The 12,808-nt window shown below is 70.3% G+C and carries 11 protein-coding genes; 7 read left to right on the plus strand and 4 right to left on the minus strand.

Features of this window, described 5'->3' with window-relative positions; translation table 11 throughout:
• Positions 1-85: 85 nt before the first annotated feature.
• The 6 genes from purE to P8R59_RS10505 all read left to right on the plus strand — a co-directional run bounded on the left by purE (position 86) and on the right by P8R59_RS10505 (position 6,754).
• Entirely contained in the window at positions 86-553 is a 468-nt protein-coding gene (gene purE / locus P8R59_RS10480) for a 5-(carboxyamino)imidazole ribonucleotide mutase (RefSeq protein WP_278103808.1), read from the plus strand.
• On the plus strand, positions 550-2,016 hold the full coding sequence (locus P8R59_RS10485; protein ID WP_278101010.1) for an LCP family protein: 1,467 nt from the start codon (positions 550-552) through the stop codon (positions 2,014-2,016). The genes purE and P8R59_RS10485 overlap by 4 nt, the downstream gene beginning before the upstream one ends.
• Positions 2,013-3,113, plus strand: coding sequence for a glycosyltransferase (locus P8R59_RS10490; RefSeq protein ID WP_278101011.1), 1,101 nt, complete (start codon positions 2,013-2,015; stop codon positions 3,111-3,113). The genes P8R59_RS10485 and P8R59_RS10490 overlap by 4 nt, the downstream gene beginning before the upstream one ends.
• 21 nt (positions 3,114-3,134) lie before the next feature.
• On the plus strand, positions 3,135-4,070 hold the full coding sequence (locus P8R59_RS10495; RefSeq protein ID WP_278101012.1) for a glycosyltransferase: 936 nt from the start codon (positions 3,135-3,137) through the stop codon (positions 4,068-4,070).
• Positions 4,071-4,184: 114 nt separating this feature from the next.
• Complete coding sequence (locus P8R59_RS10500) at positions 4,185-4,637, plus strand: hypothetical protein (protein ID WP_278101013.1); 453 nt, start codon at positions 4,185-4,187, stop codon at positions 4,635-4,637.
• Positions 4,634-6,754, plus strand: a complete 2,121-nt coding sequence (locus P8R59_RS10505; RefSeq protein WP_278101014.1) for a hypothetical protein — start codon at positions 4,634-4,636, stop codon at positions 6,752-6,754. The genes P8R59_RS10500 and P8R59_RS10505 overlap by 4 nt, the downstream gene beginning before the upstream one ends.
• A 25-nt stretch (positions 6,755-6,779) precedes the next feature.
• Here the strand turns inward: P8R59_RS10505 and P8R59_RS10510 are convergent, their stop codons facing one another.
• The 4 genes from P8R59_RS10510 to rfbB are packed head-to-tail and all read right to left on the minus strand — an operon-like array spanning position 6,780 to position 11,831.
• Positions 6,780-8,087 (minus strand): hypothetical protein, encoded by a 1,308-nt coding sequence (locus tag P8R59_RS10510; RefSeq protein WP_278101015.1) that lies wholly within the window; start codon positions 8,085-8,087, stop codon positions 6,780-6,782.
• Positions 8,084-9,415: a hypothetical protein gene (locus tag P8R59_RS10515; protein WP_278101016.1), complete on the minus strand. Its 1,332-nt coding sequence runs from the start codon at positions 9,413-9,415 to the stop codon at positions 8,084-8,086. The genes P8R59_RS10510 and P8R59_RS10515 overlap by 4 nt, the downstream gene beginning before the upstream one ends.
• Positions 9,412-10,830 (minus strand): bifunctional dTDP-4-dehydrorhamnose 3,5-epimerase family protein/NAD(P)-dependent oxidoreductase, encoded by a 1,419-nt coding sequence (locus P8R59_RS10520; RefSeq protein WP_278101017.1) that lies wholly within the window; start codon positions 10,828-10,830, stop codon positions 9,412-9,414. Before P8R59_RS10520 ends, P8R59_RS10515 begins: the two co-directional genes overlap by 4 nt.
• 2 nt (positions 10,831-10,832) lie before the next feature.
• Positions 10,833-11,831: a dTDP-glucose 4,6-dehydratase gene (gene rfbB, locus P8R59_RS10525; protein WP_278101018.1), complete on the minus strand. Its 999-nt coding sequence runs from the start codon at positions 11,829-11,831 to the stop codon at positions 10,833-10,835.
• A gap of 79 nt (positions 11,832-11,910) precedes the next feature.
• Between rfbB and rfbA the strand changes: the two genes are divergently transcribed.
• Complete coding sequence (gene rfbA, locus P8R59_RS10530) at positions 11,911-12,786, plus strand: glucose-1-phosphate thymidylyltransferase RfbA (RefSeq protein ID WP_278101019.1); 876 nt, start codon at positions 11,911-11,913, stop codon at positions 12,784-12,786.
• The last annotated feature ends 22 nt before the right edge of the window (positions 12,787-12,808 follow it).

Raw genomic sequence — 12,808 nt, forward strand, 5'->3', positions numbered from 1 at the left:
TCCGGGATCTTCCAGCGACCCGCCCTAGCCTGGACCGGTGACCCGGCCGCTGCATTCCTCCGAGACGCCGCTGGTCGGCGTCGTCATGGGCTCCGACTCCGACTGGCGCGTGATGAGCGACGCCTCGCAGGTGCTCACCGAATTCGGCATCCCCCACGAGGTGGAGGTCGTCTCGGCTCACCGCACGCCCGACAAGCTCATCCGCTACGGCCGCGAGGCGCGGGAGCGCGGGCTGCGCGCGATCATCGCCGGCGCGGGTGGCGCCGCCCACCTCCCGGGGATGCTCGCCTCCGTCACTGCGCTCCCGGTCATCGGCGTCCCCGTCCAGCTGGCCACGCTCGACGGTCTCGACTCGCTGCTCAGCATCGTGCAGATGCCCGCCGGGATCCCCGTCGCGACGGTGTCGATCAACGGCGCGAAGAACGCAGGGCTCCTCGCCGCGCGCATCCTCGGTGCCGCCGACGTCGCCCTCGGCGACCGCGTCGAGGGCTACGCCGCCGATCTCGAATCCCAGGTGGAGGAGAAGAACCGCCGCCTCAAGGAGTCGTTGTGAGCGTCGCCGCCCCGCCGCGGCCGCGCGCCCGCCCATCGCTGACGGAGTCCCGGCCCCTGCGTCACCCGGACGCGTCGTCGCGCGAGGTCATGACGCGGCGCGGGTGGTGGCTCGTCGTGCTCAACGTGCTCATCCCCGGGTCGGCGCAGATCCTCGCGGGCAACCGTCGCCTGGGCCGATTCGGCCTGGGCGCCACGCTCTTCCTCTGGACGGCCCTCGTCCTCACGGCGGTGGCGGCGCTGCTCTGGCCGAGCGGTCTCTTCGCCCTCGCGACGGGCTCGTTCATCCCCGACTTCCTGTCATGGTTCCGGTGGGTTCCGCTCACCCTGGTGCAGGTCGTCCTCGTCGGCTACATCGTCCTGTGGATCGTGCTCACGATCGACACCCTGCGGCTGGTGCGACTCGTGCGGACGGGGCCCGTGGCCCGGTGGATCATGACGGTCGTGTCGGTGGGGCTGCTCGTCCTCACCGGCTCGGGTGCCGCGTGGGCCGCCCAGGCCGCCGGGACGACGAGGGATGCCTTCGCGACGATCTTCGCCGAATCGGCGCCCGTCGTCCCGCCGTCCGACGGCTATTACAACATCCTCCTCCTGGGTGCCGACTCGGGTGAGGGACGCGACTCGATGCGGTTCGACTCCATCTCCGTGGTCTCGATCAACGCCTCCACGGGAGCGGTGACCATCACCGGCATCCCGCGCGACATGCCGAACTTCCCCTTCGCCCCCGGGCCCATGCAGGACAAGTACCCGGACGGACACCAGGGCAAGTACGACCCGACCTGCGGCTGGGGCAGTGGCATCAACCAGCTCCGCACCGAGGTCGAGGTGTGCCAGGACGGCAACGCCCTCTACCCCGACGCCGAGGCCAACGGCTCCGAACCGGGCATCGAGGCGACCAAGGATGCCGCCGAGGGCATCCTCGGCATCCAGATCCCGTATTACGTGCTGATCGACATGAAGGGCTTCGCCGACGTCGTCGACGCGCTCGGCGGCGTCGACATCAACGTCCAGGAGCGCCTGCCCAAGGGCGGGCCCGCGTACGACGGCCAGCCGGTGGACGACTGGGCCTTCGGCTGGATCGAGCCCGGTCAGCAGCACATGGACGGAGACACCGCCCAGTGGTACGCCCGTTCGCGGTACACCACGAGCGATTTCGACCGCATGCGTCGCCAGCGCGAGTTGCAGGAGGCGATCCTCGCGCAGTTCACCCCGCAGAACGTCCTCCAGCACTTCCAGCAGGTGGCCGCCGCGGGGACGAACATCCTCGAGACCGACCTTCCGCAGGGTCTCATCGCCCCGACGCTGGTCGACCTCGCGCTGAAGGCCAAGGGACAGCCGGTCACGACGATCGAACTGACCCCCGAGGGCGGCGTCGACGAGTTCGACCCGGACTACGCGCAGGTGCAGCAGATCGTGCGCGACAAGCTCCACCCCCCGACCGAAACGGAGAGCCCCGCGCCGTGACCGTCACCCTTCGCGTCGTCCTCGACCAGCTCGTCGCGCCGACCTCCCGCGATCTCGCGGAAGCCTCGGCGTCACTCGCCCAGGCCCTCGTCGACACCGCCCCGCGCGGCTGCGACGTCGCGGCCATCACCCCCGCGCCGGGTCTCCCCGACGACGCGGGCGTCACGGGTCTGAGCGCCGAGACGCGCCTGTCGATGCGTCGACGCGAACTGGCGGCATCCTGGCAGCTCGGGGTGGCGCCCGGCATCGGTCGCGGGCTCATCCACTCGCCGACCGCGCTCGCCCCGCTCGTCCGGCACGACCGTGTCAACGAGACGCACCAGATCGTCGTCACGCTGTGGGACCTCCGCGCGTGGGAGACGCCGGACGAGCTGCCCCGGGCCGAGGTCCTCGGCACCCGAGCGCTGCTGTCGCGCATCGGCAAGCACGCCGATGCCGTCGTCGTGCCCTCGCACGCCATGGCCGAGCGCCTGGCGGAGGTGGCCAAGGCCAAGCTCGTCGCGAAGGTGCGCGTGATCGGCGGGGCACCGGCGGCCGGGTTCCGTGCGCCCTCTGATGCCGTCGGCCGTCTCCGCGCGCTCGACCTGCCCTCCTCGTTCGTTGCCCTGGCCGGCGGCGCCGCCGCCTCGGACGGCCTCGCGGACGCCTTCGCGGCCCTGGCGTCGGAGTGGGACGGCGACGTCGTGGTGCTGGACGTCCCGGAGGGGGAGGAGCCGGCCGTCGTCGAGCTCGCGTCCGCCGCGGGGGTGCCCGAGGCGCGCGTCCACGCGCGCGGTGCTCTGGACCAGTGGGACCGCGCCGCGGTGCTCTCCCACGCGGTCGCGTTCATCGCGGCGAGCACCCGGACCGACTGGCCGTGGCGGGCCGTGGACGCGCTCGCCCTCTCCGTCCCGATCGTCGCGCGCGACACCGCGGTCCACCGCGAAGTACTCGCCGACGCGGCCGCCTTCGCCACGGAGAGCGGACTCGGCGCCGCCGTCGCGCGCGCTCTCGGAGAGGATGCCGAGCGTCTGCGCGTGCTCGCCGGTGATCGCGCGAAGGGCTTCGCGTGGGCGGCGTCCGCCGACCGCGTCTGGGCTCTGCACGCCGAACTCTAGGCGGGACCTATGCTCGAACCCATGACCGCGCGCGTCGGAATCGTCGTCCGCACCCGACGACGTCCCGACTTCCTCCGTCGGGCCCTGGCCGACATCGCCGCCCAGTCGTACTCCGACCGGGGCGTCGTCGTCGTGAACGACGGGGGCGATCCGGCCGAGGTCGAGTCGGTCGTGGCAGAGGCGGGGGGCACCGCCGACGTCCTGCACATCCCGCCGGGGGAGGGTGGGCGGTGCATCGCCGCGAACGCCGGCGTGCGCGCGGCGGCGACTGAGCTGGTGGTCCTCCACGACGACGACGACCGGTGGCATCCGGACTTCCTCGCCCGCACCGTGGAGTGGCTCGATACGCACTCCGGGGATGCCGCGGTGTCGGTGAGCACCGAGATCGTCTACGAAGAGGAGCGCGAGGGGCGGTGGGTCGAGGTCGGTCGCGCCCCGTTCTGGGCGGGGATGCAGCGGATCTCGCTGGGCGAGATGCTCAGCGTCAATCGTGCGGTGCCCATCTCCGTCCTCTATCGGGCGGCGGTCCACGAAGAAGCGGGCTGGTATGACGAGTCGCTGGAGGCCGTGGAGGACTGGGACTTCTATCTCCGCGTGCTCGCCCGGGCCGGATTCGGCTTCGTCGCGGGCGAGCCCCTCGCCTACTGGACACAGCGACCGGATGCCACGGGCATCGCCGCCAACAGCATGTTCGCGCTCGCCGACGCGCACGCTCGCGACGATGCGCTGGTGCGCGATCGGGCGCTCGAGCAGTGGACGCGACGGGAGGGAGACGGGCTGCCGCTCTACCTCGCCGCCCAGCAGCAGCAGCTCATCGCCCACCTCGAAGAGCTGTCGACGCGGCAGTCGGAGCGGCTGCGCGCCGAGATCCGCGACGACCTGCGACGCGAGATCGATGCGCATCAGCCGCTGTGGTCGCGCCTGCGACGCCTCCGGCGCCGGGTCGGCCGCGGCTGACCGCCCGCGGCGTGGCAGCCGCCGTTCGCGGCGCGCAGCCCGCACAATGATCGCGTGATCCCCGTGAACCACCCCCGGACGTCCCCCTCAGGGAAGAGGAGTCGCCGCTGGGCCGTGCCCGTCGCCGTCGCCGCGCTTCTCGCCCTCGCCGGCTGCGCGACACCCGTCGGAGGCGCGGTGTCCACCGGGACGCCCACCCCGTCGGCATCCATCTCGTCGACGCCGGAGCCGAGCGCCTCGTCGACACCGACCGCGGTGCCGACGCCCTCCGTCACCCCGTTCTCGGGAGACGTTCTCGTCATCACCTCCGAGATCGTCGGTGGCAACCTCGAAGTCACGGCGATGGTGCCGAAGGTCTCGGAAGACGACGGCACCTGCACGCTCGAGCTCGTGGGCACCGACCGCACGGTCTCGGTGACCGGCACCGAGGGCAAGGACGTGACCTACTGCGGAGTCATGTCGATCCCCGTCGACGATTCGTCGACCGCACCGCAGTTCCGGGTGCGGTACGAATCTCCCTCCACGCGCGCCGAGTCGGCCGTCTCCACGGTCGAGCCGGCGCCGTGACCGCACGGTCCCGTCCTCGCACCGCCCTCGCCGTCCTGGCCGCCTGGGTGTGCGCGGCAGCCCTCCTGGTCGCGCTGCCGGTGGCACTCCCCGCCACGGTGGCGCCGGTGGCCTCCGCGTCCGCGGCGAATGCGGCCGACTGGAACCCCGGCAACATCATCGACGACGCGTTGTTCTACGACGGCTCGGCGCTGAGCGCGGGGGACATCCAGGCCTTCCTGCAGAAGCAGGTGCCGAACTGCCGGAGCGGGTACACCTGCCTCAAGGACTACCGGCAGAACACCGACGACCGACCGGCCGACAAGTACTGCAACGGATACGCCGGCGCGGCGAATGAGAGCGCCGCGACGATCATCGCCAAGGTGGGCCTTTCCTGCGGGATCAGCCAGAAGGCGATGCTGGTGCTGCTCGAGAAGGAGCAGCGGCTGGTCTCCTCGACGTGGCCCGAGGACTTCCAGTACCGGGCCGCCACCGGCCAGGGATGCCCCGACACCGCGCCGTGCGATGCGTCCACGGCCGGGTTCTTCTATCAGGTCTACTACGCCGCGCGACAGTTCGAGATCTACCGGCTGAACCCGACGTGGTGGGGCTACCAGGCGGGGCGCTGGAACAACATCCTCTACAACCCCACGACCAGCTGCGGCACGCAACGCGTCTACATCGAGAACGCCGCCACGGCGGGGCTGTACATCTACACGCCGTACGTGCCGAACGCGGCGGCGCTCCGCAATCTCTACGGCGAGGGTGACAGTTGCTCGGCGTACGGCAACCGCAACTTCTGGCGCATCTACACGGACTGGTTCGGGTCGACGAAGTCGGACGCCGCTCATCGTCCCTTCGGGAGCATCGACGTCACGGAGGCGTCCCCCGGTCGATTCCGGGTCGCCGGATGGGCCGTGGACCCCGACACGAACGCCCCGATCGACGTGCACGTCTACGTCGGAAGCGTCGGTACGGCGGTCCGCGCCGATCGTTCGCGTCCGGACGTCGGGGCCGCCTACCCCGATCAGGGATCGGCGCACGGGTTCGATCAGACCTTCCCCGCCACGGAAACGGGTCAATCGCAGATCTGCGTGTGGGCCATCAACTCCGGGGCCGGCTCCAACACGCTGCTCGGCTGTCGCACGCTCACCTCGATGGCGGGCTCACCCGTCGTCCAGATCGACGCGCAGAAACTCACCACGTCGGCCATGACGCTCCAGGGGTGGACCATCGACCCCGACACCACCGCGCCGGTCGATCTGCACGTGTACGTGGACGGGGTCGGGCGACGGGTCGTGGCCGATCGCGACCGGCCGGATCTGGCGCCGCACTACCCGGCCTACGGCACGGGCCACGGTTTCTCCGTGTCGATCCCCCTGACGGCCGGCGACCATTCGGTGTGCGTCTACGCGATCAACGTCGGCGTGGGCGACAACCAGGTCGTGACCTGTTCGACCGTGATGGTGCCGGGCGACACCGACATGGGACGTCAGCCCATCGGGAGCCTGGACACGGTCGCCGTCGAGGGGCAGAAGGTCACCGCCGCCGGCTGGGCTCTCGATCCGGACACGGCGAAGCCGATCCCGGTCCACGTCTACGTGTCCGGGGAGGGAACCGCGACGACGGCCAACCGCCCGCGCGACGATGTCGCGGCGGTCTATCCGCTCTACGGTAAAGCCCACGGGTTCAGCGTGACGGTCCCGCTCCGGTCCAACGGCGTGACCGTGTGCGCGTACGCCATCAACACCGCGGGTGACAACGTCCAGCTCGGATGCCGTTCGGTGCAGGCGGCCCTCGCCCCCGCGGCGCTGGAACGGCAGCCGCTGGGCAGCCTCGACGTCGTCGCGTCGGCGGATGCGGGGCGCTCCCTCCGCGTCGCGGGGTGGGCTCTCGACCCCGACGTGGCCGGGAAGATCGCCGTCCACGCGTACGTGGACGGCGTCGGCTACGTGCTCGACGCGGGCAACCCGCGCCCGGACGTCCAGCAGGTGTATCCGGCCTACAGCGCGTCCCGTGGATTCGACACGACGATTCCGGTCTCCGCCGGTCGCCACAGCGTGTGCGTCTACGCGATCGACGACGCCGGAGGCGCGAACACCTCCCTCGGCTGCCGCACGGTGACCACGGCTCCCTGAGCCGCGTCACCGTGCGGTCCTGCCGTCACTCCACTTCGTCGCAGGGGACCTCGACCGACCACGTCGCGGGAGCGACCGGAATGACGACGTCCTCCGTCGTCCCGATGTCGCACTGAACCTCGGCGCGGCCGATCTCCGGGCTCCAGGTGGGGCCCATCTCGCGGGCGGAGTGGTCGTCGACCCGGTAGGAGAACGCGAAGACGGATGCCATCAGCAGCAGGGTCGCGATGCCCTTGGCTCCCAGTCGGCGATCGCGCGCCGAGCCCGCGCCCAGGGCGATCAGAGCCCACAGGAGCATGATCGGCACGATCGAGTACCGCAGAAGAGGGACTCCGCCTTTGAGGGTCCCGGGGTCCATGGTGGAGAAGTCGAACTGGGGGAAGAAGTTCAGCCAGAACCCGGCGGCCCAGATGGCGACGGAGGCGCCGAACAGCGCCACGACCACGAGCGCGGCCGGTCGACGTCGGTTGAGGATGAACCAGACGGCGCCGATGACGAAGGGGACGATGGACAGATAGGCGATGTCCCATCCCGAGTAGCCGACGAGTGCGGAGGCTCCCTGCCCCGTACCGGTCAGAGCGACCAACGGCGCCTGGAGGAAGTAGCCGTCGACGAGCGTCGACAACGACGGATGCCCCGCACCGCGCCCGCCCGTGGACTGCAGGTAGGCCGAAGCCTGGAAGGCCGCCCCCGCCGCGGCGCCGACGATGATCGGCCACCGCCGACGATCGCGCAGTCGCCAGATCAGCAGGGGAGAGAACACGGCGCTCTGGATCTCGGTGGCGACGGTGAAGAAGGCCACGATCCCGAGCAGCACCGACGAGACCCAGGAGCGGGGGCGGGCGAGGAACAGGAACGGCGTCAGCCACAGCAGGAGCCAATGGATGTTGGCGAGATTCCCCAAGACCTCGTAGGCCAGCCCCGGCGCCAGCACGCTCACCGAGCCCAGCGCCACCCGAGCGGCGGGGTGCAGTCGCCAATGGCCCGTCAGGAAGTAGATCAGGACTCCGACCCCGGCCGCGACGGCGCAGGAGGCCGCCGTGAAGGCGACCGCGACGTCCGAGGTGGGGATGGCCCACCACACGAAGCTCGCGATCGCCTGGGGCACGGCGTGGGTGTAGCCGGCGTAGGGCGTGAAGATGCCGAGGGTCAGCTGCGAGGGATCGAGGGCGCGGGCGGAGAAGATCGAGGCGTCCTCGGCCCACATCGTTCCCCGCTCCGCCCCCGAAAGGCGGAACCACGCCAGGAAGAAGAGGGCGACGAAGAATCCGACGGCGATCGCCGGTGTCCGAGCGATCACGGGGAACGTGCGTCGCATCGTCGGTGTCGTCATCCCAGGATCCTTTCGCAGGGGACGGTGAGCTTCCACGGAGACGGGGACAACGCGATGTCCACCTGCCCGTCCGGGGCGCCCTGGCACTCGGCGCGGGCCGATTCGATCCCGGCAGCCCATCCGGGGCCGTTCCCGCGGACCCCGCCGTCCGCGACGTGGAAACCGGCGAGAAGGACCGCCGCGCAGAGCACGGTGACGGCGATCGCGGCGCGCCGCGCGGTGCGGTGGAGCATTCCGCGACCGACCGCGAGACCGACGAAGGCGAACAGGAGCATCGTCGGGACGATCGCGTAGCGCAGCTGCGCGACGCCCCGGGTGAGATCGCCGTCGGTGAAGTCGGGATAGTCGAAGCTCACGTCGTAGTTGATCGCGAAGCCCGCCACCCACAGGATGACCGAGGCCGCGCCGATGGCGGCCACGGTGAGGGCCCGGCGGCGCGAACCCCACGCGTACCACAGGGCGCACGCCAGGAACGGCAGGATCGCTGCGTAGGCGATGTCCCACCCGACGTAGGCGACGAGTGCGGAGGAGCCCTGCCCGACACCCGTGAGGCCGGTGAGCGGGGCGTGCAGGAAGTAGCCGTCGATAACGGCCAGCCAGTCCGGTGGCGTTCCCCGGGTTCGGCTCCCCTGCGAGAAGGCGAGGAGCTGGACGACGGCGCCGATGGCCAGCGCGGCGGCCGGCGGGATCTTCCGTCGATCCCGTATGCCCAGCAGGATCAGCGGTGCGAAGAGCAGGGATTGGATCTCGCTCGTGACGACCAGGAGTACGCCGACGGCCGTGAAGGCCGAGGCGGTCCAGGTGCGCGGCCGGAACACGAAGAGGAACGGGGCCAGCCACAGCAGGAACCAGTGCAGGTTGGCGAGGTTGCCGAGGACTTCGAAGGTGGCGTTCGGCACCGCCACCGTCACGGCGGCGAGGATCAGCCGGCCCGCGATGTGGAGTCGCCACGGCCCGGTGAGGGCGAAGACCAGCCCGGCCACGCACCCGGCCACCAGGCACGACGCGAGAGCGAAGGCGGCGGCGACATCGGCGACGGGGACGACGGCCCAGACGAGGTCCGAGATCAGTTGCGACAGCGCGTGGGTGTACCCGTCGTAGGGCGTGAAGATCCAGGCGGTCTGCGTCGACGGGTCCAGCGACCGGGCGGAGAACACCGGGCCGTCCTCGGCCCACATGGTGCCTCGGGCCACGCTGCTCATCCGGAACCAGGCGAGGGCCGTGGCCGTCAGCGCGACGACCAGGGCGAGCGCGACCTCGCGTCGCGCGCCCCGGTGCGGTGGCTCCCACGTCCGGGCATCGCCGTCGCGGATCGACGCTGCGGTCACGCGCGCAGGTATTCCGCGAGCGCGTCGGCTCCGTCGCGCAGCGTCGCGCCGGCTTCGCGGACGTCCGTCAGGTCGAGCACGCTGTTGCGGGGGCGGGGGGCGACGGGTCCGGTGGCGTTGGCGAAGTAGTCGTCAGTGCTGACGCCGGTGACGCGGTCGGGGTCGTGTCCGGTGAGGCGGTAGACGTCGCGGGCGATGTCGTACCAGGTCTGCGGCTCTCCGTCGCTGGTGACGTTGTAGGTGCCGTGGGGGGCGTGGGTGTCGAGGAGGGTGCGGATGGTGGTGGCGATGTCGGTGGTGAAGGTGAGTCGTCCGGTCTGGTCGTCGACGACCTGGGGGTCGATGCCGCGCTCGGCGAGGGAGGCCATGGTGCGGACGAAGTTGTTGCCGTCGCCGATGACCCAGCTGGTGCGGAGGATGTAGTGGTGGGGCACGGCGGAGACGATCGCGTCGCCGGCGGCTTTGGTCTGGCCGTACACGCCGAGGGGGGCGAGGGCGTCGCGCGGGGTGTAGGCGCCGTCCTTGGTGCCGTCGAAGACGTAGTCGCTGGAGACGTGGACGAGGGTGATGCCGTTCTCGGTGGCGATGCGGGCGAGGGCGGCGACGGCGGTGACGTTTGCGGCCCAGGCGTCGGTGCGGCCGTCGGGTGTTTCGGCGGTGTCGACCTTGGTGTATGCGGCGGCGTTGATGATGGTGCCGTAGTCGCGCCAGCGGCGGGCGGCCGGGAGGTCGGGGGAGGTCAGGTCGAGGTCGTCGCGGGTGGTGTAGTCGATCCAGGGGTGGTCGCCGAACTCTTCGCGCAGGGCGCGGCCGAGCTGCCCGTTGGCGCCGGTGACGAGGATCTTCCGGGGTGCCATGGGGGTGACGTCGGCCAGGCGCGGGTGGTTCTTGTCCTTCTCGCTGATCTCGACGGTGTCCAGAGGGATGGGCCAGTCGATGGCCGCGGTCTCGTCGGCGAGGTTGAGGAAGGTGTAGGTCGCGGCGGGGGACCAGTGGTCGTTGACGAGGTAGGTGTAGGCGGTGTCGGGTTCGAGGGTCTGGTAGGAGTTGCCGACGCCGCGGGGGACGAAGATCGCTTTGGACGCGTCGATCTCGGTGGTGTAGACGGCGCCGAAGGTGTCGCCTTCGCGGAGGTCGACCCAGGCGCCGAAGATGCGTCCGGTGGCGACGGAGACGTACTTGTCCCAGGGTTCGGCGTGGATGCCGCGGGTGGTGCCGACTGCGTCGTTGAAGGAGATGTTGTTCTGCACCGGGCCGAAGTCGGGGAGATCGATTCCCGTGGCCGTCATCTTCTGCCGTTGCCAGTTCTCCTTGAACCAGCCACGGGAGTCGCCGTGCACGGGCAGGTCCAGCACGATCAGCCCGGGGATCGGGGTGGTCGTGACGGTGAGGTTCTTACCGAACTCCGTCGCCATGGTCACTGTCCCTTGCTGGCGTAGAACGCTTCGACGCCGTCCTTCGCCGGTGCCCACCAGGCCTCGTTCCGCCGGTACCAGTCGATGGTCGCGGCGAGGCCCGACTCGAAGTCGCCGTACGTGGGGGTCCATCCGAGCTCGGTGCGCAGCTTGGTGGAATCGATCGCGTACCGCAGGTCGTGGCCGGGGCGGTCGGTGACCAGGTCGTAGGCGTCGGCGGGCTCTCCCATGGTCTGCAGGATCAACTCGACCACGGTCTTGTTGTCCTTCTCGCCGTCCGCGCCGATGAGGTAGGTCTGCCCGATCTCGCCCTTGTCCAGGATCGTCAGCACGGCGGAGGAGTGGTCGTCCGCGTGGATCCAGTCGCGCACGTTCTCGCCGGTGCCGTAGAGCTTGGGGCGGATGCCGCGGATCACGTTGGTGATCTGACGGGGGATGAACTTCTCCACGTGCTGGTACGGGCCGTAGTTGTTCGAGCAGTTGCTGATCGTCGCGCGCACCCCGAAGGAGCGCACCCACGCGCGCACGAGCAGGTCGGATCCGGCCTTCGTCGAGGAGTACGGCGAGGAGGGGTTGTAGGGGGTGGACTCGGTGAATCGGGCCGGGTCGTCGAGCTCGAGGTCGCCGTAGACCTCGTCGGTGGAGATGTGGTGGAACCTCACGTCGTGCTTCCGCGCGGCCTCGAGCAGCGTGTACGTGCCGATGATGTTGGTGTCCAGGAACGGCCGCGGGTCGTGCAGCGAGTTGTCGTTGTGCGATTCGGCGGCGTAATGGACGACCGCGTCGGCCTCGGCCACGAGCGGGTCGACCACAGCGGCGTCGGCGATGTCGCCCACGACCAGTCGCACACGATCCTCCGGCAGCCCCGCCAACGACGCACGGTTGCCGGCGTACGTGAGCTTGTCCAGCACCGTCACCGAGTGATCCGTGTGCGCGATCACGTGGTGGACGAAATTCGAACCGATGAACCCGGCACCACCGGTCACGAGAAGACGACTCATACCGCCAGGCTACCGGGGCACCGTCACCCCGGCGGGCAGCCGGATTGGTGCCCGGCACAGGATGAGGGAAACTTGAGCCATGCGCGGAATCATTCTGGCGGGCGGCACGGGCTCCCGATTGCACCCCATCACTCAGGGCATCTCGAAGCAGCTCGTGCCCGTCTACGACAAGCCGATGATCTACTACCCGCTGTCCACGCTGATCCTCGCCGGCATCCGCGACATCCTCATCATCACGACCCCGCAGGACTCCGAGCAGTTCCAGCGCCTGCTCGGCGACGGGTCGCGCTTCGGCATCTCGCTGACCTACAAGGTCCAGCCCTCGCCCGACGGACTGGCCCAGGCGTTCCTCCTCGGCGAGGAGCACATCGGGCAGGAGTCCGTCGCCCTCGTCCTGGGAGACAACATCTTCTACGGGCAGGGCATGGGCACGCGCCTGCGTCAGTACACCGACCTCGACGGCGGAGTCGTGTTCGGCTACCAGGTCGCCGACCCCACCGCCTACGGCGTGGTCGAATTCGACGCCGACGGCCGGGTGGTGTCCCTGGAGGAGAAGCCCGAGCGCCCCAAGAGCAGCTACGCCGTGCCCGGGCTCTACTTCTACGACAACGACGTGATCGAGATCGCCCGCGGCCTCACACCCTCGCCCCGCGGTGAGCTCGAGATCACCGACGTCAACCGCACCTACCTCGAGCAGGGTCGCCTCCGGGTCGAGTTGCTGCCCCGCGGCACCGCCTGGCTGGACACGGGGACCTTCGACTCCCTGAGCGAAGCCACGGAATTCATCCGGACGGTGGAGAAGCGGCAGGGCCTGTCGATCGGCTGCCCCGAAGAGGTGGCCTGGCGGATGGGCTTCCTCACCGACGAAGAACTCCGCGAGCGCGCCGAACCCCTCGTCAAGAGCGGTTACGGCCGTTACCTCCTCAGCGCCCTGGACAATGGCCGCGACCGCTGACGCGGGGCGGCCGACGGGCGAC

The organism is Microbacterium proteolyticum, assembly GCF_029639405.1.
Lineage (GTDB): Bacteria > Actinomycetota > Actinomycetes > Actinomycetales > Microbacteriaceae > Microbacterium.

Bases quoted from the DNA above. Each gene is read 5' to 3' on its own strand.
- purE (WP_278103808.1), top strand. From the start codon at position 86: ATGGGCTCCGACTCCGACTGGCGCGTGATGAGCGACGCCTCGCAGGTG.
- P8R59_RS10495 (WP_278101012.1), top strand. From the start codon at position 3,135: ATGACCGCGCGCGTCGGAATCGTCGTCCGCACCCGACGACGTCCCGAC.
- P8R59_RS10510 (WP_278101015.1), bottom strand. From the start codon at position 8,087: ATGACGACACCGACGATGCGACGCACGTTCCCCGTGATCGCTCGGACA.
- P8R59_RS10520 (WP_278101017.1), bottom strand. From the start codon at position 10,830: ATGGCGACGGAGTTCGGTAAGAACCTCACCGTCACGACCACCCCGATC.
- rfbB (WP_278101018.1), bottom strand. From the start codon at position 11,831: ATGAGTCGTCTTCTCGTGACCGGTGGTGCCGGGTTCATCGGTTCGAAT.
- rfbA (WP_278101019.1), top strand. From the start codon at position 11,911: ATGCGCGGAATCATTCTGGCGGGCGGCACGGGCTCCCGATTGCACCCC.